The organism is Synechococcus sp. CCY9202 (genome assembly GCF_034931685.1).
In the GTDB taxonomy this organism is placed as follows: domain Bacteria; phylum Cyanobacteriota; class Cyanobacteriia; order PCC-6307; family Cyanobiaceae; genus CBW1002.
Genome location: NZ_JAYGID010000111.1, coordinates 1 through 23,472, shown reverse-complemented (window position 1 = coordinate 23,472; position 23,472 = coordinate 1). Strand labels below are relative to the sequence as shown.

Sequence of the window (23,472 nt, the reverse complement as noted above, 5' to 3'; positions counted from 1 at the left end):
AGATGTGGATAAGAGACCGGCCTGGGACAGGCCGGCGCCATGGCCGAAGCCGCCCCCCACGACACGCCACTGGCCCGCCGCCACGGGCCGCACCTCGAACAGGGTGCTGGGCAAGGTGCGCAGGGTGCGGCGGATCGCATCGAGCCGCAGCACTGTGGAGTCGCCACTGCCGACAATCTCCAGGGCCAGCACCCGGCCACTGGGGCCCCGCTCCAGCACCCGCACACTGCGCGGCTCACCGAGCCTTGGGGCCACTCCGCGCAGAGCCGCACTGATCTGGGCGGCGGTCAGCTGGCGCTGCCAGCGGAAGACGGGATGGCTGGCTCCATAGGCGGCCCCTCCCTGGCGCAGCAGCAGGGCAAGGCCCTCCTGCTGAAGAGGCAGCGGCAGTGAGGCCTGCAACGCGGCTGGTCCATCCACGAAAGACTGCAGATACGGGAGAGGCTCTCCACTCCACCCTTCCTCGAAGCCTGCCGCTACCCCACCGTTGGTGGCGTGATAGACGGCATGAATCGGCCGGCCGGCGTAACTGAGCACCTGGTGGCGGGTGCTGGCGATCGCCTGGCGAACCGCCGCGCCGGCCTGGCGTGGATCGCTGTAGACCTGGCACTGGGTGTCAGCACAGAGGTGATAGCCATCCACCCCATAGCGATGCTGGTTGCGCAGCGCCCAGGTGCGCGCCAGCACGGCCTGGGCCGCCAGGGCTGCTGCCGGCGAACCGGCTCCGATTTCATGGGGCACCACGCCCTCGAGATAACGCTCGAGCGGCGCCTCCTCCAGCAGTGACCAGCTGCCGTAGGCATCGGGTTGCAGGCGGAAGGGACCGCCGTACACGCCGTTCTGCCAGCGCAGCCCACCAGGCGCCTCGATCCGGATCGGCTCCTGAAGTGGCCGTGCACCGTCGGCCGGCCGCAGCTCCGGTACCCAGCGACCCGGCAGCCGGCGTTCCTGCAGCCGGGGCTGCAACCCCAGGGGTGGCAGGGCGGAGGCGGGTGCCCACACCTCCCAGTCGCCCGGGTGCGCGATCACGGCTGCCACACCAAGCTGGCGCCACTGGTCAGCAGCCTGCTCGGCACTCTCGAAACTGGCGAACGGCCCGAGCACCTGGCGCCGCCAGATCCGGGGCTGGGCCAGGGGCTGCCAGCGCCAGTGCACCAGCAGATCGGCCCCCTGGACTCTGTGGCCGGCCGCATCGGTGAGGATGAGGCCACCGCGGGCGCTGCGCAGCCGCAGCGGCGGTGGCACCGGGCCAGCAGCCTGGCTTGCGGGGGCGAGCCGGGCGGCCAGGGCCACCCAGAGACGCGGATCCCGTGGATCGGGTTTTGGCGGCGGTGGCACGGGCCAGTGCAGTTCCGACTCCATGGCCACAGCCCCCGGCGGGGGTGGAGCCGCCGGGACCGCCATGGTGGGACCTGCTGCCGGGGTTGATGCGGATGAGGCGTGATCGGTGGGAAGCGAGGCCCGGCAGCCCCCTCCAGCCAGCATCAGGGGCACCAGTGCACTGACCGCGAGACCCCGCAACGGCGGTGAAGAAGAGGCAAGGAGACGGGGGGCTGCAGCCATGGATGAGTTGGGTTGCTTGGCGAATGGGAGGTTCGCGTCGTACTTTGCTTGTTTGCGTCCGCGCCGCGAGACATGCCGAAGCTCAAGACCCGCAAAGCTGCCGCCAAGCGGTTCAAGGTCACCGGCAGCGGCAAATTCATGCGCCGGCGCGCCTTCCACAACCACCTGCTCGATCACAAGAGCCCGAAGCGGAAGCGTTATCTCGGCACGATGGCCGTGGTGGATGAGCGCGACGCCGAAAACGTGGCCCGCATGATGCCTTACGCCTGAGCCAACTGCGCTCGGCTCGCCTGATTCCTGATCCTTTTCAACCCGATTCCTCCCCATGGCCCGCGTCAAGAGGGGCAACGTAGCCCGCAAACGTCGCAATAAGATTCTTCGCCTGGCCCGGGGTTTCCGCGGCGGTAACGGCTCGTTGTTCCGCACCGCCAACCAGCGGGTGATGAAGGCCCTCTGTAACGCCTATCGGGATCGCCGTCGCCGCAAGCGTGATTTCCGTCGTCTCTGGATCGCCCGCATCAACGCCGCCGCCCGCATCAACGGCCTCAGCTACAGCCGCTTGATGGGTGGTCTCAAGAAGGCAGACGTGCGTCTCAACCGCAAGATGCTGGCCCAGCTTGCTGTGGTCGATCCCAGCAGCTTCTCCAGCGTCGCCAGCGCCGTCAAGGCCTGACGGCGGCGGTCGGCCCGATGGATCTTCTTCTGCCTCAGGCTTACCTGCTCGGTCTGGTGGTGCTGCTCGGAGGTGCCGCTGTCGTGGTGACCCGCCAGATCCTGCGGGTCCGGCGGGATGAGTCAACCCTGGCCCGGCTTGAGGGTGCGGGAGTCGAACAGGATGCTGCCAATCTGTACGAGCTTGGCTCCGTGCAGCTGCGCAAACGGCTCTATGGCCAGGCGGTTGACACCCTGAAGCGGGCCCTCAAACAGGTGGATGGCGAACAATCCCCCGGTGAGGCCAGGGCTCTGATTGCCAACGCGATCGGCTTCGGCCTGGCTGCTCAGGGACAGTACAAATCCGCGATTCGTCATTACGAATCTGCTCTGCGTGCCAAGCCGGATTATCCGGTGGCACTCAACAATGTCGCTTTTGCCCTCGAGAAGCAGCAGAAACTTGAGGAAGCCTGCGAGGCCTACAAGCAGGCCCTCACTCTCGATCCCTCCAACAAGACGGCCCTGCGCCGGTTGAAGCGACTGGAGCGCAGTCAATCAGCTCTCAAGACCAGCGTTCCCAATCCAGAAACCTGAAGCTGTCACTCCCTCAGTGCAGCGGTCGGGACTGCTCATCTGTCTGCGGCCACAGAATCCAGGCGCTGCCCACAGAGTCCAGTCACCGAAGTGCTCGCCCAGGGGTTGACGAGGCCATGGCCACCCCATCAGCAGGGCAGCCTGGGCCTGCGCTCTCGACTTCAGTCAGTCACCAGAGTCCGCGGATCGGCGTCCTTACGGCAGCAGGGGCTGCAGGCATGGAAACGTTGTTCACGGCAGGCTGCAGCTCTAAGCGACCTCCCATGCCGGTGAGGCGGGGGGCGTTCCATCCACTCAGCTGAAGACCCTGCAGCCCCTGGAACTCGCCACCGGCCTCCAGGCCGGCAACGTCGCATTTGCTGCAGAGCAGCAACAGATCAATCTGATCAGACTTGGCATTGAGATTCCCCTGCACAGGCCAGGTGACGGAGCCCACGGTGATCTGGCCACGCAGGTCGACCATCTGGCCGATGGCGGTGGTGGAGGCCAGGCGCAGATCCACGGAAACCGGAGCACCGCCGAAGGGCTGGTAGCTCCCGACCCAGTCCCGCGGCATCTGCTGGGCCATCACCAGGGCCCGGGCGATCGGATCAAAGGTCTCCACCGGCTCAAACACACCCAGGACCGGGGAGGACCCATAGGGCGCGGGCGTGGTGAAGGGAACGAAGTCGTTCCGGGGCGGGGCCGGCGTCGCCGTGAGAGGCATGGCGGCCAGCAACAGGGCGAGCGGCATGGAATGGAGTGGATCGTGAGGTCCAAGGCTATAGGCGGGAACCCCCTCGCGATACGGTCGATGGACCAGCTCGCCTGTTTGATCCGGCCGTGTCCCAGCCTGAGCCCAGTAACCCTCCGGCCGATGCCCTGGTGATCGGCGGGCGCACGTTCCGCAGCCGCCTGATGACCGGCACCGGCAAATATCCCAGCCTGGCGGTGATGCAGGCCAGCCTCGAAGCCAGCGCCTGCGACATCGTGACCGTCGCCGTGCGCCGGGTGCAGAGCGTGGCTGCCGGCCATGAGGGGCTGATGCAGGCGATCGACTGGCAACGCCTCTGGATGCTGCCCAACACCGCCGGCTGCGCCACCGCAGACGAGGCGGTGCGGGTGGCCCGTCTGGGCCGCGAACTGGCCAAGCTGGCCGGCCAGGAAGACAACAATTTCGTGAAGCTGGAGGTGATTCCAGACCCGAAACATCTGCTGCCAGACCCGATCGGCACCCTGGAGGCCGCCGAGCAGCTGGTCAGAGAGGGCTTCACCGTGCTCCCCTACATCAATGCCGATCCTCTGCTGGCCAGGCGGCTGGAGGAGGCCGGTTGCGCCACGGTGATGCCACTCGGGTCACCGATCGGTTCCGGCCAGGGCATCCGCAACGCTGCCAACATCGCCCTGATCATCGAGAACTCCGGCGTTCCGGTGGTGGTGGATGCCGGCATCGGAGTTCCCAGCGAAGCCGCCCAGGCCATGGAGATGGGGGCGGATGCCCTGCTGGTCAACAGTGCCATCGCCCTGGCAGGGAATCCAGCGGCGATGGCGAGGGCCATGGCCATGGCCTGTGAGGCTGGCCGGGTTGCCCATGCCGCCGGCCGGCTGCCGGTGCGGCCGGACGCAAGGGCCAGCTCACCACTGCAGGGCCGGGTGGGCAGCTGATGCCTCGACTCGCACCGACTCCAGGTGCCCCGGGGTCAAGAGCCGTGAAGTTCCATAGAGGAAACGAAGATCCTCCCGTCGCGGTCCATAGGGTGAGTGCTCTTACCTACTCGAGGGCGTCATGCAGGTCACGGAAGAAGACGGTGGGCGACTCAACGCCTTCGCCAAGGAGCCGCGGATGGAGGTGCTGGAAGCGGGGGAGGGCACCAGCCGCAGCTCCATGGCCCTGATCGTGGGTGGCAGCGTTCTGGTGCTGTTGCTGGTCGCAGTCGCGGTGGGCATCAGCTGATCCGTCACCACGGACCGGCCAGTCGGGATCCGGGCCGGATGCCTGTAGTAGCTTGCCATCCGGAGCACGTGCTCGTTCAGCAGGAGTCTGGCGTGAAGGTTTTCGTTCTCGGTGGCGACGGCTTCTGCGGTTGGCCCTGTGCGGTGAACCTGGCGGACGCCGGCCACGATGTGGTGATCATCGACAACCTCAGCCGCCGCAAGATCGACATCGATCTCGAGGTGGAGTCGCTGACGCCGATCGCGACGATCGGCGACCGCCTCAAGGCCTGGCAGCAGGTGGGCGGCAAGGCGATGCGGTTCGTCCACCTCGATATCGCCCACGAGTACACCCGGCTTCTGGATCTGCTGCGTGACGAGCGGCCGGCGGCGGTGGTGCACTTCGCCGAGCAGCGCGCCGCTCCTTATTCGATGAAGAGCAGCGCTACCAAGCGCTACACGGTCGACAACAACGTCAACGGCACCCACAACCTGCTGGCCGCCATCGTTGAGAGCGGCCTCGACATCCACATCGTGCACCTGGGCACGATGGGCGTGTACGGCTATGGATCCCACCGCGGTGCCACCATCCCCGAGGGTTACCTCACGGTGGAGGTGCCCCAGCCCGATGGCAGCCGCTTCACCGAGAAGATCCTGCACCCTGCCAGCCCCGGCAGTGTGTACCACATGACCAAGACGTTGGATCAGCTGCTCTTTCTCTACTACAACAAAAACGATCAGATCCGCATCACCGATCTGCACCAGGGCATCGTCTGGGGAACCAATACGACCCTCACGGAAAAGGATCCGCGCCTCACCAACCGCTTCGATTACGACGGCGACTACGGCACGGTGCTGAACCGTTTCCTGATGCAGGCAGCGATCGGCTACCCCCTCACCGTGCACGGCACCGGCGGCCAGACCCGCGCCTTCATCCACATCCGCGACTCGGTGCGCTGCGTGCAGCTGGCCCTGGAGAACCCCCCTCAGGTGGGCGAGAAGGTGAAGATCTTCAACCAGATGACCGAGAGCCACCAGGTGGGCGAGCTGGCTCGCAAAGTGTCAGCGCTCACCGGGGCGGAGATCAACTACCTGCCCAATCCCCGCAATGAGGCGGTGGAGAACGACCTGATCGTCGACAACCGCTGCTTCATCGAACTGGGCCTCAAGCCCACCACCCTCGACGACGGCCTGCTGGCGGAAGTGGTGGATGTGGCGCGCCGCTGGGCGGATCGCTGCGATCGCAGCCGCATTCCCTGCGTGTCCGCCTGGACCCACAAGCAGGCTGAGGCCATCCACAGCGTGCCGGTTGCCTGATCCCTTGAAGATCGCCTTCTTCACCGAAACCTTCCTGCCCAAGGTGGACGGGATTGTCACCCGCCTCACCAAGACCGTCGAGCACCTGGTCGCGGCCGGCGACCAGGTGGTGATCTTCTGTCCGGAGGGAGCACCGGAGTCCTACAGGGGAGCCCAGGTGGTGGGGGTGCCGGCGATGCCGTTGCCGCTTTACCCGGAGCTGAAGCTGGCCCTGCCGCGGCCAGCCGTGTCGGAGGCCCTGGAGAGCTTTGCGCCCGATCTGGTGCATGTAGTGAACCCAGCCGTGCTGGGGCTGGGCGGCATCTGGCTCGCCAAGACCCGGGATATCCCCCTGGTGGCGAGCTACCACACCCATCTGCCCAAATACCTCGAGCACTACGGCATGGGCATGCTCGAGCCCTTGCTCTGGGAGCTGCTCAAGGCGGCCCACAACCAGGCCCGTCTCAATCTCTGCACCTCCTCGGCCATGGTGGAGGAACTGAGCGAGAAGGGGATCCAGTCCACCGCCCTGTGGCAGCGGGGTGTGGATACGGACCTGTTCCGTCCCGCGCTGCGCAGCCCGGCGATGCGGCTCCGGCTGCTGGATGGCCGAAGCGATACCGGCCAGCTTCTGCTCTACATCGGCCGCCTCTCGGCCGAGAAACAGATCGAGCGCATCAAGCCGGTGCTGGAGGCTCTGCCCGACGCACGCCTGGCGCTGGTGGGGGATGGCCCCTACCGCAGCCAGCTGGAGCGGATCTTTGCCGGCACCCCCACCAGTTTCGTCGGCTACCTGGCTGGGGAAGAGCTGGCCTCTGCCTATGCCAGCGGCGATGCCTTCCTGTTCCCCTCGAGCACCGAAACCCTGGGACTGGTGCTGCTTGAGGCCATGGCCGCCGGCTGTCCGGTGGTGGGCGCCAACCGCGGCGGCATTCCCGACATCGTGACCGACGGTGAGAATGGCTGCCTCTATGAACCGGAGGGCGCCGACGGGGGAGCCGCCAGCCTCACCGCCGCGGTGCAACGCCTTCTCGGCGATGCCAGCCGACTGGAACAGCTGCGCCGCAACGCTCGCCAGGAGGCGGAGCGCTGGGGATGGGCCGGTGCCACTGCCCAGCTGCGGGCGTACTACCGCCAGGTGCTCGGACATCCGCAGCTGCAGCTGGTGGCCTGAGTTTCAGGAGTTCTGGTGAGACTCAGCTCTTGCGGCCGGTTGGCTGGGGAGCCGAACCCTTGAACCAGGTGGTCATCAGCGCCTTCACCATCGGAGCCGCCACAGTTCCGCCATAACCACCGCTGTTCTGTCCAAAGGCAATGATCACCAAGGTGGGCTTGTCGGCGGGGGCATAGCCACCGAACCAGGCATGGTCAGGACGGGGGGGATCTTCACCGGTGCCGGTCTTCCCGGCCACCGGAGGCAGGGAAGGGTCATTGAGGAGCGTGGCGGTGCCACTGGTCACCACATCGCGCAGCCCCTGCCGCAGCACCCGCAGGGTGTCGGGCCGCAGGCCGATCCAGGTGCGTGGTGTGGAGCGCTCCACCAGGTGGGGCGTCACCAGCCAGCCGCCATTGGCCACCGCCGCATAGAGCCGTGCCATCTGGATCGGCGTCACCGTCACCGCCCCCTGGCCAATCGCGGAGGTGATCGTGTCCACGGGGGTCCAGGGTTCGCCCAGCACCTCCTTCTTCCAGGCCTGGTCCCCCAGCAGGCCCGGGGTATCTTCTTCGATTAATTCCACGCCGCTGAGACTGCCGAAGCCCATGCGGCGGGCCGCCTTGAACAGCTCATCGGGTCCCACCTTGAGGCCCACCTGGTAGTAAAAACTGTTACTGCTCACTGCCAGGGCAAAGGGAAACCCGATCGCCCCGAAGGCGCCATGGTCGGCGTAACACTGCCCGTAGTAGCAGAACGAGTTCATCGTGGGCACCTTGGAGGCCGCGGTGTACTTACCCGATTCGATCCCGGCGATCGTGGTGACGGTCTTGAAGGTGCTGGCCGGGGGAAATCCCTGGAAGGCCCGGTTCAGCAGTGGCGCCTCCGGACGGTTGAGCGCATTCCACTGGGCCGTGGTGGGCCCATCCGAAAACACGTTGGGATCAAAGGTGGGCCGGCTGGCCAGGGCACGGATGGCGCCGGTCTGAGGATCCATCGCCACGATCGCCCCCTTGCGCACGCCGTCCAGGGCCCGTTCGGCGGCGCGTTGGAGGTCGAGATCCAGGGTGAGGCGCAAGTCCTTGCCTGCCTTGGCGGGCTTGTCTCCGAGCACGCGCTGCACCTGACCGGCGGCGTTCACCTCCAGCTGCTGGCCACCCCATTCGCCGCGAAGGTGCGACTCATACACCTTCTCGACACCGCTGCGGCCGATGCGGTCGCGGATGCGGTATCCCTCGCTGCGCAGCCGGTCGTATTCCTCGCCGGTGATGCCGCTGGTGTAACCCAGCACATGGGCCGCCAGGCTGCCATTGGGATAACTGCGCAGCACGTCAACGTCCACCTCGGCGCCGCGCAGCCGGTCAGCCTGTTCGCGGAAGCGCAGCACCTGCTGGGGGGTGAGCGGACCGGCCAGCTCGATGCGGTAGCCCTCCGGGTTGGCGCCACTGCGCCGATTCTCATCGAGCTCAGCGGCGCCAACACCCATCACCTGCACCAGCTGATCGCGCAGCGCCGGCCACCGGTCATCGTCCACCTCCCGTGGCTGGATGTAGAGGTTGTAGGTGAGGCGGTTGGTGGCCAGGACGCGGCCATGGCGATCCAGCAACCGACCCCGCATCGGGCTGCGGGGCATCAGGCGGATGCGGTTTTCATCAGCCATCTCGCGGAATTCGGGGCCGTGGAGCAGCTGCAGCCACGCCAGCCGGGCCCCCATGGCGCTGCAGCAGGCCAGCACGAGCAGCAGCAGCCAGAGGGGCTGCTGGCCCATGCCGGAATGGCGTACTGAAGCCGGACCCATCGCCATCGATCAGGAGGCCGAGTCGTCAATCCTCTGCTCCAGCAGCCGCAATCGCCCGGAGATCCGCTCCAGGGTGCGGGCCAGAGCTGCATCATCCACCGCCGTGGCCGCCGATGGCTCGGTCGGCACATCTCGCACCTCCACCTTCATCACCGGATTGCCGAGGCCGGGCTGGACGCGGTCGAGACCCTCACGCACCTGGCTGGCCACCGGCTCCCCCTCTTCGCGGAGCTGGCCAAGCGGGTCATTGGTGTCGTTGAAGGCGGCCATCACCTCAGCCGAACCGCCCTTGAGGGCCCGTTCCACCACGGCCAGGCCAACCGGCAGCACGTCCTGCATCAGGGTCAGCCGCAGCGCGTCGAAGGGATCGGCAGCCATTGCGGGTGCGGGCAGAGGGCACATCCCACAGTCTGCCCCGCAAGCTTCCGCTATGGGGGCATCAGCTCAGGGCGTGGGCCGTTGCACGCCTGGAGTCACGACCACCTGCCGGCAGCTCTGCTGACTGCCCCACCACCAGCCGGCACCCACGGCCAGCACGAGCAAGGCCATCAGGGGCACCAAGGCCTGACGCGTGGTATCCAGCACAATCCATTCACTCCAGCCCCGCCAGAAGCGTTCGCGATCGAAACGGCGACGCTCCTTCTGCTCGGCCTGCTCGCGGCGACGCAGGGCCTTCTCGACCCAGCGCTCGAAACTGCGCTTCTTGGTGACGGCCATCTTGCGCTCGACCTCGAGCAGGTGGCCGGAGCCGAGCTCGGGGTTGAACGTGGTGATCAACTCCATGGTCTTGAGAAACATCTCCACCGCCCCTTCCTTGATCCTGACCTCGGCCGGATCGAGCAGGTCCCAGTCGAGCTCGGGATAGAAGCGGCTGCGGTTGACCCGGATCTGCTCCTCGGGAAGCTGGCCGGGCTGCCGCAGCCAGCGGTCGGTGTTGGCGTCGAATCGGCGCCAGTACAGGAAAGGGTTGAGGTAGACCACCTTGCCGGCCAGCAGGATGCTGTCCTGCTGGAGCCGCCGCTGGGTCTGGGAATCCGGCTCGGCAGCGGCGCCTGCAGCGGTCACACCGGAGCTGGTGACGGTCAAGGGAAATCAGCCGGGGCCCGATGCTATCGGAGCTCCCCCGCGGCGACCAGTCACCCCTATTCCCATTCGATCGTGCCGGGGGGCTTGCTGGTGATGTCGAGCACCACCCGGTTGACTCCCTTGACTTCGTTGACGATGCGGTTGGAGATGGTTTCGAGCAGGTCGTAGGGCAGGCGCGACCAGTCGGCGGTCATGCCATCTTCCGAGGAGACGCAGCGCACGACCACCGGGAAGGCATAGGTGCGCTTATCGCCCATCACGCCGACACTGCGCACCGGCAACAGCACCGCGAACGCCTGCCAGATGTCGTGGTAGAGGCCGGCATTGCTGACTTCCTCCCGCACGACGAGATCCGCATCGCGGAGGATGTTCAGCTTCTCGGCGGTCACCTCGCCGAGGATGCGGATCGCCAGGCCCGGTCCAGGGAACGGGTGACGGCGCACGATCTCTTCAGGCAGGCCGAGGCTGCGACCCACCTTGCGCACCTCATCCTTGAACAGCCGGCGCAGGGGCTCCACCAGCTTGAACTGCAGATCCTTGGGCAGGCCACCGACGTTGTGGTGGCTCTTGATCTTCACGGCGACCCGTTCGCCGGTCTTGGGGTCGACGTTGGTGCCGGCACTTTCGATCACGTCGGGGTAAAGAGTGCCCTGGGCGAGGTAGTCAAAGGGGCCGAGGCGCTTGCTTTCCTCTTCGAAGACCCGGATGAATTCGGCCCCGATGATCTTGCGTTTCTGCTCCGGATCGGTGATGCCGGCGAGCTTGTTGATGAAGCGTTCGCGGGCATTGATGTATTCGACATTGATGTGGAACTGCCGATCGAAGAACTCCACCAGGAACTCAGGCTCGCCCTTGCGCATGAAGCCCTGGTCGATGAACATGCAGGTGAGCTGATCACCGATCGCCCGGTGCAGCAGAAACGCCAGGGTGGAGGAATCAACCCCGCCCGAGAGGGCCAGCAGCACTCGCTTGTCGCCCACCTGGGCGCGGACATCGGCGATGGCTTCGTCGATGAAGGCGGCGGTGGTCCAGTCGGGCTCGCAGCCGCAGATGTGATACACGAAGTTGCGGATCATCGCCATGCCGCAGGTGGAATGCACCACCTCGGGATGGAACTGCACGCCGTACAGGTGCCGTTGGTGATTGGCGATCGCCGCTTCCGGCGTGTTGTCGGTATGGGCCAGGCGCACAAAGCCTGCGGGGAGGCGCTCCACCGAATCGCCATGGCTCATCCACATGGTGGAGCCCTGGTCCACGTTGGTGAGCAGGTCGGTGGGATCGTCCACCTGCAGCGGGGCCTTGCCGTATTCGGCCCGGCCAGCCGCCACGACGGCGCCACCGAGCTGCTGCACCATCAACTGCATGCCGTAGCAGACGCCCAGCACCGGAATGCCGAGATCCCAGATGGCGGGGTCGCACACCGGCGCCCCCTCTTCGTAGACCGAACTGGGGCCACCGCTGAGGATGATGCCCTTCGGAGCCATGGCGCGCAGCTCCTCGGCGCTGGTGGCATAGCCGAGCACGAGGGAGAACACCTCCGTCTCCCGGATCCGGCGGGCGATCAGCTCCGAATACTGGGAGCCGAAATCGAGGATCACGATCGCCGGATAGCGGGACGACTGGGAGGACTCGGACATCGGGGCCTGCGGCCGTTTGAGCATTCGGGCCAGCCTAGGTGTCGCCGCCGTGGGCACCCACCAGCTCCGGCGCCAGCGGGGCGGCACCGGCCCGAGACCAGTGGACCGCGCCCACTGGTCCCACCGCCACGATCTGCCGCCCCCGATCGAACAGCACGGCCCCCACGGCCATGGAGTGGTGGCCGTAGCGGGCCAGGTAGGCGCAGCTGCGCTGCTCCACCGTGGCGGCGATCCGCCGCCGCAGCCGGCCGGCCACGCCTGGATCCACCGCCATCAGCTCGACCAGGGCCGCCTCCACGGTGGGCGCGGCGTGGAGTGCCTCCAACTGAGGCCCTGGCAGCCCCTCCAGGGCCGCCAGGGCCGTGAGCACCTCAGCGCGTCCATCGGCCAGGTGGTGGTGGGTGTGGAAGATGCCGCCGGCCAGTTTGATCAGCTTGCCCTGGTAGCCGAACAGCAGCAGCCGCTGCGCACCCCCCTCCGCCGCGGCCACCAGCAGGGGGCCGAGCCAGTTGCCGGCCTTGATCACCTGGGCCGCGGGAAGACCCAGCCGGACGGCCAGATCCAGTCCGTTCTCGCCGATCACCAGCACGAGATCGCCGCCGAAATCAGGCGCTGCCAGGCGCTCCGCCAGTTCGGCCAGGGCCTGCTCGAGCCGATCGGGGGCGGCACTGCGCTGCACCTGGGCCTGGGTGCCGATCAGGGCGAGGCCGTCCACCACCCCGAAGGCGGCGTTGCTGGTGCGCTCGGCCAGGCGCCGGCCCTCCGGCAGCACCACCTTCAGCCACAGCCCCTGCCCCTCGGGCACCAGGGGCCGCAGGGTGCGCTCGAGCAGGCCCTGGGCATAGGCCGACAGACAGAGGCGGCCACTGACCTGTTCCACCCCGGCCCCCTCACCCGCCTCCAGCCGCAACCAGTGGGGGTCGGGGGCCGTTGCGCTCGGATCAGCAGAGGCGACAGACCCTGGCTCCCACCAGCGCAGCAGGGCCCAGACGGCCAGACCACGGGTGAGATCCAGCACCTCCTCGCCGGGGTCGCAGCGGCTGATGCCCAGGGCCCAGCCATCGGCCAGCAGGGCTGCCGACTCCACGGGAATTGCCGTGGCCACGGCGACCTGATCGGGTTCCTCGAGCAGAAGCGGCTGATGAGGGCAGAACGTCTCCTCCCTCAGGGCCACCAGAGCTGCCCTGGCGGCGGCAGCAAGCCACACCGGCAGCGTGTAACCCGTGGCGGTGCCTGCAGGGCCGACTGCCTCGGCGTCAGCTGGTCTGGGAGCTGTGAAGCCAGTGGCGGTGAAGCCGGCGGCCGAGGGGAGCATGGCCCTGGGAGAACGTTTTTTTACAGTGATTGATTGCGCCGCTGTCGCGTCGCGCCGCGTTTCGCCCCAGCCCCATGCAGGACAAGCTCACTCTGATGATCCCCGGCCCCACCCCGGTGCCGGAAACCGTCCTGCTGGCGATGAGTCGCCATCCGATCGGGCATCGCAGCGCCGACTTCCAGAAGATCGTCAAGCGCACCACCGAGCAGCTGAAGTGGCTCCATCAGACCAGCGGCGACGTGCTGGTGATGAGCGGCAGCGGCACCGCCGCCATGGAGGCCGGCATCATCAACGTGCTCAGCCGGGGCGACAAGGTGCTCTGCGGCGACAACGGCAAGTTCGGCGAACGCTGGGTGAAGCTGTCCAGGGCCTTTGGCCTTGAGGTGCAGGTGATCAAGGCTGAGTGGGGCCAGCCCCTGGATCCGGAGGCGTTCCGTGCCGCCCTGGAGGCCGACACCGCCAAGGAGATCCGGGCCGTGATCCTCACCCACTCCGAAACCTCCACCGGGGTGATCAACGACCTGCAGACGATCGCCGGCCACGTGCGTGCCCACGGCACCGCCCTCACCATCGCCGACTGCGTCACCAGCCTGGGCGCCTGCGATGTGCCCATGGACGCCTGGGGCCTGGACGTGGTGGGCTCCGGTTCCCAGAAGGGCTACATGATGCCTCCGGGCCTGGCCTTCGTGGGCATGAGCGATCGCGCCTGGACGGCCTACGAGCGCTCCGATCTGCCGAAGTTCTACCTGGATCTGGGCAAGTACCGCAAAGCGGCCCATGCCGACAGCAACCCCTTCACCCCGCCGGTGAATCTCTACTTCGCCCTCGAGGCAGCCCTCGAGATGATGCAGGCAGAGGGCCTGGAGGCCATCTTCGCCCGCCATGCCCGCCACCGCGCCGCCGCCCAGGCCGGCATGACGGCCATGGGCCTGCCGCTCTATGCCGCCGCCGGCCATGGCAGCCCCGCCATCACCGCCGTGGCTCCGGAGGGGGTCGACGCCGAGGTGCTGCGCAAGGCCGTGAAGGAGCGTTTCGACATCCTGCTGGCCGGCGGCCAGGACCACCTCAAGGGCAAGGTGTTCCGCATCGGCCACCTCGGCTTCGTGTGTGATCGCGACGTGCTCACGGCCGTCGCGGCCATCGAGGCGACCCTGCAGGGCCTGGGGCTGCACAAGGGCACCCCTGGGGCAGGGATGGCGGCCACGGCGGCGGCCCTGGCCGGCTGACGGGGTGCATCAGGGCGGTGGGTCCCCGGGAGGGGTCCACCTACCGTTGAGGGCCATGCGTGTTCGCGATGCGTCGCACAATGCTGGCCCTTGGGGCCGTTCTCAGCCTGGCTCTGGCCGCCTGCCAGAAGCAGGACACAGCCAAGATGGAGCAGAAGACCGAAGGGGAGATCTGCACCCAGCTGGCAGCGGTCGGTGCGGCCCTTGAGAAGACTGCGGCCCTCACCCCCCAGTCGACCGTCGGCGAGGCCGAAGCAGCCAACAAGGAACTCGGCGGCTCCCTCAAGGCCCTGGCTGACGAAGAGAAGAAGATCCAGGAACTCCGCCTGCAGGACTTCCGCAAGCAGGTGAAGACCTTCAAGAAAGATGTGGCCACGGTGGCCAACAGCAAGAAGCTCACCCTGGAGGAAGCCGCCGGCCAGCTGAAAGGCAAGGCCCAGCCCCTGCTTGCCGCCCACAAGCAACTCACCGCCGAGGTGTACTGCAGCCCCGCCAAGCCCTGAGGCTGCAACAGCAAGCCGGGCGCCCAGAGCCAATCGATGCCCGGCTTGCTAGGATTTACTTGTGCGGGTGTAATTCAGTGGTAGAATGTCAGCTTCCCAAGCTGAACGTCGCCGGTTCGAGTCCGGTCACCCGCTTACCAGTTCAGGCCTGAAAATTTGTTGTTCCTCAATCGATCATCTCGATTGGCACTCGCTGGCAGCACGCCAGAAGCTGACTGTGAATGACAGGTAATAGCCGCGATTGGTTCAACCTTCTCACAGGGCTTCTCACCTCCGGGTCGTTTCATGGCCTGATTTGACCGTCCTTGATCGCCCCGGGTTGTCGCCGTGGATCGACCGAACCTGAGACCTGACTGGCGACCCAAGATGCGGTTCTGACCCGGCCTGACCCTGTGATGGCCCACCGCGTACTCACCGAGACAGCGGTGAGCATCTCGGAACACAAGAAAAACCCCATGGCCACCGTGGCGGCAGGAGAGGGAATGGCCGTCGCGGTGCTCAACCGCAACGAGCCGGCCTTCTACTGCGTGCCGGCCAGGGCTTACGAAGAACTGATGGATCTGGTGGACGACCTGGAGCTGGGCCGCATCGCCGATGCCCGGCTGACGGACGGCCAGGAGCCTGTGCGGGTCAGCCTCGATGCTCTTTGAGCTGGCCTTTCACCCGGAAGCCCTTCGGGAGTGGCGGAAGCTGACGCCAGGAATCCGGGAGCAGTTCAGGAACAAGTTGGCCGGGCGGCTGACTGAGCCCAGGATCCCCGCGAGCAAATTGCGTGGATCCTCCAACCGCTACAAGATCAAGTTGCGGGCCGCCGGGTACCGTCTGGTCTACGAGGTGCGTGACCATGAGCTCCTCGTCCTTGTCGTGGCGGTGGGCAAGCGGGAGCACAATGTTGTCGACCAGCGTGCCGATCAGCGCTGAAGCCGACCGACGGACCCGGCCGCGCGCATCACGCCGTGCATGACAGAATGGATGACAGATCATCTGTTCATGTTGCATGCCGGCCTTCAGTCTTCGGCTCCCCCAGGACCTGGAGCGCAGACTGGGCGAGGAAGCCCTCCACTGCGGCCAGCCCCGCTCGGAGCTGATCCGCGAGGCCCTGGAGGAGCTGCTGCGCTGCCGGGAGCAGCAGCGCTTCATGGCCGGGCTCGTCGCCGCCGCCGAAGCGCTGGTGAGGGATCCTTCAGCTCGCGCTGAAAGCCTGGATGTGGCGGCAGATTTCCTGCCGGCCGACTGCGAGGCTCTGGCGTTGGCGGAGGAGACGACCTCCCGGGAGCTGACCGGCCAACCGAGCCCCCAACCGTGGTGGCGCTGATGCGTCGGGGTGAGATCTGGGTGGCGCGTCTGAATCCCAACCAGGGCGCGGAGGTGGGAAAGCTGCGTCCCGTCGTGATCCTTCAGGCCGATCCGATCACCCAGGCCGGCCTGGCCACGGTGATCGTGGTGCCGCTCACCACCCAGGACCGGCCTGGCTCCCGGGCGCTGCGGGTCCCGATCCGTGCCCGCGACCGCCTGCTCTGCGACTCCTTCGCCATGGCGGATCAGCTCCGCTCCCTGGATCGCTCCCGCCTTGGCGACGGCCCCCTCACCACCCTCGGCGGGGACGAACTGGCGGAGCTGGAGCGAGCGCTACTGGGGGTGCTGGGCATTGGGTTCGCCTGAGTGAGCGCATGCCGTGGCTGACTCCAGTCCCTCCGAGCTGAACCAGCTGCGCCGGGAGAACGCCTTCTTGATTGGGCTTCTGGAGGCCCACGGCATCGCCTGGCGATCCGGCGGACCTGACCCAACGGAACCCGCGCCGATTTCGAAGGCAGCACCTGCCAACGGCCCCAGTTCTACGCAGGAGAAGGTGGCGCTGTTCCGGCGCCTGTTCCGCGGTCGCGACGACGTGCATGCCCTGCGCTGGCAGAGCAACAACAGCGGGCGCTCGGGATATGCACCGGCCTGCGCCAATGAGTGGCGCCCAGGCATCTGCGAGAAGCCCAGGATCAGCTGCCGCGACTGCCATCACCGCAAGCTGCTGCCCCTCACCGATGCGGCGATCTACGGGCATCTGGCCGGCGAGCACACCATTGGCCTCTACCCCCTGCTGGAGAACGACACCTGTCATCTGTTGGCAGTGGATTTCGATGAGCAGGACTGGCGCGACGACGCCAGGGCCTTTCTGCACTCGTGTCGGGAGCTGGCAGTGCCCGCAGCGCTGGAGATCTCCCGCTCCGGGGAAGGTGCTCACGCGTGGGTGTTCTTCGAGGAGGCGGTACCGGCCCGGGAGGCTCGCCAGCTCGGGGCAGCCCTGATCAGCCACACCTGCAACGCCACGCGTCAGCTGCAGTTGAGCTCCTACGACCGGCTGTTTCCCAACCAGGACACCCTGCCGAAAGGCGGCTTCGGCAACCTGATCGCCCTGCCGCTGCAGAAGGAAGCCCGGCAGCGGGGTTGCAGCGTGTTCGTGGATGACGACCTGCAGCCCTATCCCGATCAGTGGGCCTATCTGGCAAGCCTGCAGAGGTTGTCGGTGGCCGGGCTGCAGACCTTGATCCAGAGCGCCACAGGCGGGGCCCATCCACTTGATCTGACGTTCATCGACGAGGAGGACCTGGCGACTCCATGGAAACCGCATCAGGCGGCTCCAGCGATCAGGGGACCGCTGCCCACCTCCCTCACGCTCACCCTGGCTGATCGCCTCTATGTGGAACGCTCGGGCCTGCCGCAGCCACTACTCAATCGCCTGATCCGCCTCGCCGCCTTCGCCAACCCGGCCTTCTACAAAGCCCAGGCGATGCGCCTGTCGGTGTGGGACAAGCCGCGGGTGATCGGCTGCGCCGAGAACTTTCCCCAACACATTGCCCTGCCTCGGGGTTGCCTGGAGCCGGCGCTGGCCCTGCTGCAGGAGCTGGGAATTGGCTGGGAACTGGTGGATGAACGCCAGAACGGCTCACCGCTGGAGCTGGTATTCACGGACCAACTGCGTGCTGACCAGGAGACCGCCGTGGAGGCGGTGCTGCACCATGACATCGGCGTGCTGCAGGCGCCGACGGCCTTCGGGAAAACGGTGGTGGCAGCAGCGATCCTGGCCCGGCGGGGTGTGAACACCCTGGTGCTGGTGCATCGGGCTGAGCTGCTGCGCCAATGGCAGGAGCGGCTCCACGCCTTCCTGGATGTCGCTCCTCAGGCGATCGGTTGCATCGGTGGTGGCAAAGCCAAGCCCACCGGGCAACTCGACATCGCTGTGATGCAGTCGCTGGTGCGCAAAGGCGAGATGAATCCCGTGGTCCAGGGCTACGGGCAGGTGATCGTTGACGAGTGCCACCACATCGCGGCGGCATCCTTTGAAACGATCCTCAGGCAGGTGAAGGCCCGCTATGTGCTGGGGCTGTCCGCCACCCTGGTCCGCCGCGACGGTCTGCAGCCGATCTTGTTCATGCAGTGCGGCCCCATTCGCCACACCGCCCAGCGGCCTGCCGGAGCGCCCCAGATCCTGGAGCTGGTGAGCCGCACCCATCAGCTCGAGGGGCTGCCAACCGATCTGCCGATCCAGGAGCTGATGCGCCGATTAGCGGAGGACCCACGCCGCACCGAGCGGATCGTGGACGAGGCTCTCGCCTGCTGGGGTGACGGCCGCAATCTGTTGCTCCTGAGCGAGCGCACCGATCACATCACGACGATCGCCACCGCTCTGGCTGGGGAGGTGCCGAACCTATTCCTTTTGCATGGCCGGCTGAGCGCACGCCAGCGCAGCACCACCCTTGCCGCGCTGGAGGCGTTGCCTCTCAACGAACCCCGCATCGTCCTGGCCACAGGCCGTCTGGTGGGAGAAGGATTCGACCATCCGCCACTCAACACTCTGCTGCTGGCGATGCCCGTGTCCTGGAAAGGCACACTGCAGCAATACGCCGGCCGCCTGCATCGGCAACAGAGCGGCAAGACAAGCGTGCGAATCATCGACTGGGTCGATCTCGGCCATCCGATCACGCAACGGATGTGGGAGCGACGGCTGCGGGGCTATCGGGCCATGGGCTACGCGCTGCTTGCAGATCAGCTATCGATGGCAGGCGTCTGAGCGAAAGCTTCTCACAGACCTTCTCACGTCCAAGCCTGAAGGCATAGGAGACCCACAGCGGCGCAAGCGGTTCGGCCGATCAATCGAGAAGCTTCCCAAGCTGAACGTCGCCGGTTCGAGTCCGGTCACCCGCTTTTAGTCAAGAACTGAAAAGCGCCGAAGATCAAGCGTGCGGCCTCTCTCCCATCGGCTGGCAGGAGTCCAGTCGGAGCTTGGCAATGACCGGCAGTGCCAAGGGGTGACATCGACCTTCTCACAAAGCTTCTCTCGCGACTGCGCCATTGATTGGTCAGGCATTCATCTGCGCGGGGTGAACTCATGGTCCGCCCAGCACTGGATCGTCCGGAATCACGACTGGGCGGAGGTTGCCAACTGAATTCGGCCCAACATCATGCCCGGAGGTGATCAGGGCAAGCCGCTTCAGCATCAACGACCGATCGCCTGACGCTGCAATAACAGGGAAAAAATGTCCCAGGACGGTCTCCAGAATCGCTGGAGATCAGCCGGGCGCCACCCATTCGATCCAGACCCGCCTAGCGACCTGTCCAGAGACCTAGAATGTGGTGCATTGCCTTCCTGCTCCGCTGATGGTCCACCGCGTTCTCGCTGAGACAGCAGTAAGCATCTCGGAGCACAAGAAAAACCCCATGGCCACCGTGGCAGCCGGAGAGGGGATGGCCGTCGCAGTGCTGAACCGCAACGAGCCGGCCTTCTACTGCGTGCCGGCCAGGGCCTACGAAGAGCTGATGGATCTGGTGGACGACCTGGAGCTGGGTCGCCTCGCCGATGCCCGGCTGACGGACGGCCAGGAGCCGGTGCGGGTCAGCCTCAATGCCCTTTGAACTGGCGTTTCATCCCGAGGCTCTGCGTGAATGGCGACAGCTGAGCGCGGGGATTCGCGAGCAGTTCAAAAAGAAGCTGGCTGAGCGGCTGGTTGTCCCGCGAATTCCCGCCAGCAAGCTGCGGGACTCCAGTGATCGGTACAAGATCAAGCTCCGCTCCGCCGGCTTCCGCCTGGTCTACGAGGTGCGTGACCACGAGGTGCTGGTGCTGGTTGTGGCGGTGGGCAAGCGGGAGCGCAATGCTGTCTACCGCCAGGCCGATCAGCGCTGAAGCCCTATGGCTGGCTCCATGCCCTCTGATCTGGATCAGCTGCGCCGGGAGAACGCTCGCTTGATTGAGCTGCTGGAGGCCCACGGCATCGCCTGGAGATCCGGCGGACCTGCCCCAACAGAACCCGTGCCGATTTTGGAGGCAGCACCTGCCAACGGTCCCGGTTCCACGCAGGAGAAGGTGGCGCTGTTCCGGCGCCTGTTCCGCGGTCGCGACGACGTGCATGCCCTGCGCTGGAAGAGCAACAGCAGTGGGCGCTCGGGCTATGCACCGGCCTGCGCCAATGAGTGGCGGCCAGGCATCTGCGAGAAGCCACGGATCTCCTGCCGCGACTGCAACCACCGCGAGCTGCTGCCCCTGAGCGATGCAGCGATCTACGGCCATCTGGCCGGAGACCACACCATCGGCCTCTACCCCCTGCTGGACAACGACCATTGCCACCTGCTGGCCGTCGACTTTGACGAGCAGGACTGGCGTGACGACGCCCGGGCCTTTCTGCGCTCGTGCCGGGAGCTGGCGGTGCCGGCAGCGCTGGAGACTCGCCAGCCGGGGGCGGCCCTGATCAGCCACACCTGCAATGCCACGCGTCAGCTGTAGTTGAGCTCCTACGACCGGTTGTTCCCCAACCAGGACACCCTGCCGAAAGGCGGCTTCGGCAACCTGATCGCCCTGCCGCTGCAGAAGGATCCCAGGCAGCGGGGCTGCAGACCGTGATTCAGACCGCCACCAGCGGCGCCCATCCGCTCGATCTCAGCTTCATCGACGAGGAGGACCTGGCGACCCGTCAACCAGGTAGTCGCCGGATAGCCTTGGCAAACCCGGCCTTTTACAAGGCCCAGGCGATGCAGCTCTCGGCGTGGACAAGCCGCGGGTGATCGGCTGTGCGGAGAACTTTCTCCAGCACACACCGGGCCAGACTCAAGGGCGGAGGCAGGACGATCCCATGGCATGGGCCAACCGAACGGGCAGCTTGATCGCCGCTTTCGCACTGTTCTCAGGACTGGCTGGGTGGGCGCAACCGCTCACCACGCCGCAGCAGAAGGAGACGCTGCAGCAGGAGACCCTGCAGCAATCCATTCAGCGGCGCCAGGCCTTCCCCTTCCGCCCCGACTGCAATGGCAACACCCAGGAGATGGCAGCCTGTCTCTGGCAGGAGCGGGACCAGGCCGATCAACGTCTGTTGCCCCTGCTGGGCGGCAGCCTGCCGCTGGAGCGCTGGAGAAGCGTCCGCCACGCCGTGTGTGAGCGCTCGGCCCAGCGGAGTCAGGGGGGCAGCATCCTGCCGATCCTCTGGCTCACGTGTGAAAACGAGCTCAACGCAACCCTGCTCCAACAGCTGACCACCCCCCTCGGCCGCTGATACCGGCCCCGGTTCTTGCCTCCACCACCTGCGCGTACGCAACACCATGGATGAAGCCAGCCTGCGAGCCCTGTTCACCAAGCCCTACGGCACACCAGCCCCGGCAGAAGATCAATGGCGCGCCCTCTATGACGATGACGTGCACTTTCAGGACCCCACCCAGGAGCGCCAGGGGATCGCGTCGTATATCGAGGCTCAGCAGGGTCTGGTGAAACGCTGCGATGACGTTTACCTCACAGCAGGGGCGATCGCGATTCAGGGCAAGACAGCGTTCATCGAATGGGAGATGGGCCTGATGATCAAGGGCATCGAATTCATCTATCCCGGCACAACCCGCCTGTACCTGAACGACGCCGGCAAGATCATCGACCACCGTGACTACTTCGACTTCGTGGGGCCGACCTTTGCGCCGGTGCCTTTGGTGGGCGGCTTCGTGCGCTGGCTGTACCAACGCTTCGTCGACTGAGGGTGGCGCTCAGGCTGCGGCTCCGTCCGGTCCCACGGTGGCTGGCAGGTGGCCTGTCTTCACCCAGATGGTGCAGCCCGAGTCACTCCAGGGCCGATGCGCACTGCCCGGGGGATTGCGCAGCCAGCTGCCGGCCGGATAGGTGCCCTGTTCGTCCTGAAACACCCCCTCCAGCACCAGGATTTCCTCGCCACCAGGATGGCCGTGCGGTTGGAACACCGTGCCGGGCGCCCAGCGCACCAGGGCCACATGCTCCGAGCCGTAGGCGTGCAAGGGCATCACCTCCAGCCCCGGCACCAGGCCAGGTAGCCAGTCGCGGCTGGGGGTGGCGATCCCCACGGTCTGCTGATCGGCCGGGTGCATCTGGTGCAGCTTGACCAGCAGCGTGCAGCCCTCTGCGCTGAAGGGCGCATGGCTGGAGCCGGCGGGGTTGCGCAGGTAGGTGCCGACCGGATGGTCGCCGGCCTCTTCGGAGAAGGTACCATGCAGCACCAGAATCTCCTCGCCACCGCCGTGGCTGTGGCGATCGAAGTGGCTGCCGGGGGCGTAGCGCACGATTGAGGTGGCGCGGGCCACCTCACCGCCAAGGCGATCGAGCAGGCGCCGCTCGACTCCGGCCAGGGGGGATGGTGCCCAGGGGAGGCTGGTGGTGTCCAGCATCACCCGTTGGCTCAGATCGGCACGGAGCTCCATGGGCTGATTCTGCTCAACGGCGGACGCGCAGCAACTGAATGTGAGGAGGCAACCGCGTCACACCGCCTGGGCTTGCCGCCGGCTGAAGGCAACGACTCCAGCAGCAAGGGCTGCCACCCCCAGGGCGCCACTGGCGACCAAGAACACCAGCGTCTGCAGGGCCAGCAGGAACACCCCCAGAGCCGACGCCGCCTTGATCTGAATCCTGGCCTTGATCAGCAGGGTGAGCAGCAGCAGCACCGTGGCCCGCAGCCCGGCGATCCTGGCGGCAGACAGGGGACAGAGAGGGCAGGGCAGCAGCATGGTGGAAGTGCGATGCTTCAATCCTGGCGAAGCGGTGGATGGGGTGTGAGGGGAGCTTCTGCTCTTACGGCATGCAGCCGCTGCCTCTTGGCTTCGTGGGGCCTGGGCGGATCGCGATCCACTGTCGCAGGTCCTTCGTGTCGATTGCCGTGTGAAGTGGAGTCAGTGCCGAAATCTTGAGATACTGGGTGGAGCCGCAAGGGTGGTGACGGCCTAACTAGCCATCTTCAAGTTGTCACCTGCTAAACAAGATGGTTGGACTGAGCAACTAGACCGAGTAAGCTAACCTCAAAGAAGTGTAGATCTGTTCAGTGACCATTGCAAGCTTGCAGCGATCGCCCAAAATAGGCTGCTCCCTTTGCCATTCAGGGCACCACGAAAAATACCGATTTACCTTGGAAGCAGCGATTGAGACTCATGTACTGGCCGGCGTCGGCATTGGCCAATGGTCGCGACAAGGCCGATTTTTCGTGGTGCCCTTCAGTAAGATGATACCGTTCACCCTTTGCCGGAGTTAGGGCATGAGTTTTCATGTAGGATAGATGCAACTTAGCCTCTTGAATCCATTGCACTGGAGGAAGCGCAGTTACGGTTGACAAAAGAAAGTAATCTGCATCGTACCCGTTCAGGGGCCGTGACGTAGCAGCGCAGCATTCCACCCCTGATCGTTGATCAACGAGCGACCACAGACACCACGATCGATGACAGCCGATTCAGGGATTCGGCAACAGCGATGGCATCTCG

The 23,472-nt window shown here is 66.1% G+C and carries 28 protein-coding genes, 1 tRNA gene and 1 pseudogene; 21 read left to right on the top strand and 9 right to left on the bottom strand.

The annotated features are described in order from the left end of the window. The coding region (locus VB777_RS14190) for a SpoIID/LytB domain-containing protein (protein ID WP_323249735.1) at positions 1 to 1,563 on the bottom strand (1,563 nt) is incomplete at its 3' end. Between the two features lie 72 nt (positions 1,564 to 1,635). Here VB777_RS14190 and rpmI point away from each other — a divergent pair. The 3 genes from rpmI to VB777_RS14175 are packed head-to-tail and all read left to right on the top strand — an operon-like array spanning position 1,636 to position 2,808. Then, the gene (gene rpmI, locus VB777_RS14185) at positions 1,636 to 1,833 is read left to right on the top strand and encodes a 50S ribosomal protein L35 (RefSeq protein WP_197157494.1); all 198 of its coding nucleotides are present in this window, start codon (positions 1,636 to 1,638) and stop codon (positions 1,831 to 1,833) included. A gap of 55 nt (positions 1,834 to 1,888) precedes the next feature. Beyond that, positions 1,889 to 2,236 carry a 50S ribosomal protein L20 gene (rplT, locus tag VB777_RS14180; RefSeq protein ID WP_197157492.1) on the top strand — a complete coding sequence of 116 codons (348 nt, stop codon included), beginning with the start codon at positions 1,889 to 1,891 and terminating at the stop codon, positions 2,234 to 2,236. Between the two features lie 17 nt (positions 2,237 to 2,253). After that, positions 2,254 to 2,808: a tetratricopeptide repeat protein gene (locus VB777_RS14175; protein ID WP_197157490.1), complete on the top strand. Its 555-nt coding sequence runs from the start codon at positions 2,254 to 2,256 to the stop codon at positions 2,806 to 2,808. A 169-nt stretch (positions 2,809 to 2,977) separates the two neighbouring features. Here VB777_RS14175 and VB777_RS14170 read toward each other — a convergent pair whose 3' ends face one another. Further along, positions 2,978 to 3,541: a hypothetical protein gene (locus tag VB777_RS14170; RefSeq protein WP_197157488.1), complete on the bottom strand. Its 564-nt coding sequence runs from the start codon at positions 3,539 to 3,541 to the stop codon at positions 2,978 to 2,980. A gap of 89 nt (positions 3,542 to 3,630) precedes the next feature. Between VB777_RS14170 and VB777_RS14165 the strand changes: the two genes are divergently transcribed. The 4 genes from VB777_RS14165 to VB777_RS14150 all read left to right on the top strand — a co-directional run bounded on the left by VB777_RS14165 (position 3,631) and on the right by VB777_RS14150 (position 7,189). After that, the gene (locus VB777_RS14165; protein WP_322757801.1) at positions 3,631 to 4,452 is read left to right on the top strand and encodes a thiazole synthase; all 822 of its coding nucleotides are present in this window, start codon (positions 3,631 to 3,633) and stop codon (positions 4,450 to 4,452) included. A 121-nt stretch (positions 4,453 to 4,573) separates the two neighbouring features. After that, positions 4,574 to 4,741: a photosystem II assembly protein Psb34 gene (psb34, locus tag VB777_RS14160; RefSeq protein WP_322757800.1), complete on the top strand. Its 168-nt coding sequence runs from the start codon at positions 4,574 to 4,576 to the stop codon at positions 4,739 to 4,741. A gap of 92 nt (positions 4,742 to 4,833) precedes the next feature. Further along, positions 4,834 to 6,036: an NAD-dependent epimerase/dehydratase family protein gene (locus VB777_RS14155; RefSeq protein WP_197157485.1), complete on the top strand. Its 1,203-nt coding sequence runs from the start codon at positions 4,834 to 4,836 to the stop codon at positions 6,034 to 6,036. Between the two features lie 4 nt (positions 6,037 to 6,040). Next, positions 6,041 to 7,189 carry a glycosyltransferase family 4 protein gene (locus VB777_RS14150; protein WP_197158949.1) on the top strand — a complete coding sequence of 383 codons (1,149 nt, stop codon included), beginning with the start codon at positions 6,041 to 6,043 and terminating at the stop codon, positions 7,187 to 7,189. A gap of 22 nt (positions 7,190 to 7,211) precedes the next feature. Here the strand turns inward: VB777_RS14150 and mrdA are convergent, their stop codons facing one another. From mrdA to cbiD, 5 genes are all read right to left on the bottom strand, one after another. Beyond that, a complete protein-coding gene (mrdA, locus tag VB777_RS14145) occupies positions 7,212 to 8,936 on the bottom strand; it encodes a penicillin-binding protein 2 (protein WP_416238358.1) in 1,725 nt (574 codons plus the stop codon). Positions 8,937 to 8,975: 39 nt separating this feature from the next. Then, entirely contained in the window at positions 8,976 to 9,344 is a 369-nt protein-coding gene (locus tag VB777_RS14140; protein WP_323249733.1) for a hypothetical protein, read from the bottom strand. Between the two features lie 66 nt (positions 9,345 to 9,410). Continuing rightward, complete coding sequence (locus VB777_RS14135) at positions 9,411 to 10,052, bottom strand: hypothetical protein (RefSeq protein WP_370594668.1); 642 nt, start codon at positions 10,050 to 10,052, stop codon at positions 9,411 to 9,413. Positions 10,053 to 10,108: 56 nt separating this feature from the next. Next, complete coding sequence (guaA, locus tag VB777_RS14130; protein WP_197157479.1) at positions 10,109 to 11,689, bottom strand: glutamine-hydrolyzing GMP synthase; 1,581 nt, start codon at positions 11,687 to 11,689, stop codon at positions 10,109 to 10,111. A 34-nt stretch (positions 11,690 to 11,723) separates the two neighbouring features. Further along, positions 11,724 to 13,004: a cobalt-precorrin-5B (C(1))-methyltransferase CbiD gene (gene cbiD / locus VB777_RS14125; RefSeq protein ID WP_323249731.1), complete on the bottom strand. Its 1,281-nt coding sequence runs from the start codon at positions 13,002 to 13,004 to the stop codon at positions 11,724 to 11,726. Positions 13,005 to 13,078: 74 nt separating this feature from the next. Between cbiD and VB777_RS14120 the strand changes: the two genes are divergently transcribed. The 14 genes and pseudogenes from VB777_RS14120 to VB777_RS14055 all read left to right on the top strand — a co-directional run bounded on the left by VB777_RS14120 (position 13,079) and on the right by VB777_RS14055 (position 21,732). Further along, entirely contained in the window at positions 13,079 to 14,230 is a 1,152-nt protein-coding gene (locus VB777_RS14120; RefSeq protein ID WP_197158947.1) for a pyridoxal-phosphate-dependent aminotransferase family protein, read from the top strand. 68 nt (positions 14,231 to 14,298) lie between these two features. Beyond that, a complete protein-coding gene (locus tag VB777_RS14115) occupies positions 14,299 to 14,733 on the top strand; it encodes a hypothetical protein (protein ID WP_323249728.1) in 435 nt (144 codons plus the stop codon). 63 nt (positions 14,734 to 14,796) lie between these two features. Next, positions 14,797 to 14,868, top strand: a tRNA-Gly gene (locus tag VB777_RS14110). 260 nt (positions 14,869 to 15,128) lie between these two features. Further along, a complete protein-coding gene (locus VB777_RS14105) occupies positions 15,129 to 15,383 on the top strand; it encodes a type II toxin-antitoxin system Phd/YefM family antitoxin (RefSeq protein ID WP_197157429.1) in 255 nt (84 codons plus the stop codon). Further along, a complete protein-coding gene (locus VB777_RS14100; protein ID WP_197157427.1) occupies positions 15,373 to 15,654 on the top strand; it encodes a type II toxin-antitoxin system RelE family toxin in 282 nt (93 codons plus the stop codon). The genes VB777_RS14105 and VB777_RS14100 overlap by 11 nt, the downstream gene beginning before the upstream one ends. Positions 15,655 to 15,730: 76 nt before the next feature. Further along, the gene (locus VB777_RS14095; protein ID WP_323249726.1) at positions 15,731 to 16,048 is read left to right on the top strand and encodes a ribbon-helix-helix protein, CopG family; all 318 of its coding nucleotides are present in this window, start codon (positions 15,731 to 15,733) and stop codon (positions 16,046 to 16,048) included. Continuing rightward, positions 16,048 to 16,395 carry a type II toxin-antitoxin system PemK/MazF family toxin gene (locus tag VB777_RS14090; protein ID WP_323249724.1) on the top strand — a complete coding sequence of 116 codons (348 nt, stop codon included), beginning with the start codon at positions 16,048 to 16,050 and terminating at the stop codon, positions 16,393 to 16,395. The genes VB777_RS14095 and VB777_RS14090 overlap by 1 nt, the downstream gene beginning before the upstream one ends. A gap of 13 nt (positions 16,396 to 16,408) precedes the next feature. After that, entirely contained in the window at positions 16,409 to 18,793 is a 2,385-nt protein-coding gene (locus VB777_RS14085; RefSeq protein WP_323249722.1) for a TOTE conflict system archaeo-eukaryotic primase domain-containing protein, read from the top strand. A 587-nt stretch (positions 18,794 to 19,380) separates the two neighbouring features. After that, entirely contained in the window at positions 19,381 to 19,635 is a 255-nt protein-coding gene (locus tag VB777_RS14080; protein ID WP_323249720.1) for a hypothetical protein, read from the top strand. Continuing rightward, entirely contained in the window at positions 19,625 to 19,906 is a 282-nt protein-coding gene (locus VB777_RS14075; protein ID WP_323249718.1) for a type II toxin-antitoxin system RelE/ParE family toxin, read from the top strand. Before VB777_RS14080 ends, VB777_RS14075 begins: the two co-directional genes overlap by 11 nt. Before the next feature lie 6 nt (positions 19,907 to 19,912). Continuing rightward, positions 19,913 to 20,620: pseudogene (locus VB777_RS14070) on the top strand (TOTE conflict system archaeo-eukaryotic primase domain-containing protein). Then, positions 20,617 to 20,781, top strand: a complete 165-nt coding sequence (locus tag VB777_RS14065) for a hypothetical protein (protein WP_323249716.1) — start codon at positions 20,617 to 20,619, stop codon at positions 20,779 to 20,781. The pseudogene VB777_RS14070 and the gene VB777_RS14065 overlap by 4 nt, the downstream one beginning before the upstream one ends. A gap of 68 nt (positions 20,782 to 20,849) precedes the next feature. Next, on the top strand, positions 20,850 to 21,266 hold the full coding sequence (locus VB777_RS14060) for a hypothetical protein (protein WP_323249714.1): 417 nt from the start codon (positions 20,850 to 20,852) through the stop codon (positions 21,264 to 21,266). Positions 21,267 to 21,312: 46 nt separating this feature from the next. Beyond that, positions 21,313 to 21,732 (top strand): nuclear transport factor 2 family protein, encoded by a 420-nt coding sequence (locus VB777_RS14055; protein WP_323249712.1) that lies wholly within the window; start codon positions 21,313 to 21,315, stop codon positions 21,730 to 21,732. Between the two features lie 9 nt (positions 21,733 to 21,741). Here the strand turns inward: VB777_RS14055 and VB777_RS14050 are convergent, their stop codons facing one another. Both VB777_RS14050 and VB777_RS14045 read right to left on the bottom strand, forming a co-directional pair. Next, on the bottom strand, positions 21,742 to 22,425 hold the full coding sequence (locus VB777_RS14050) for a cupin domain-containing protein (protein ID WP_323249709.1): 684 nt from the start codon (positions 22,423 to 22,425) through the stop codon (positions 21,742 to 21,744). Positions 22,426 to 22,482: 57 nt separating this feature from the next. Next, positions 22,483 to 22,728 (bottom strand): hypothetical protein, encoded by a 246-nt coding sequence (locus VB777_RS14045; RefSeq protein WP_197157408.1) that lies wholly within the window; start codon positions 22,726 to 22,728, stop codon positions 22,483 to 22,485. Between the last annotated feature and the right edge of the window lie 744 nt (positions 22,729 to 23,472).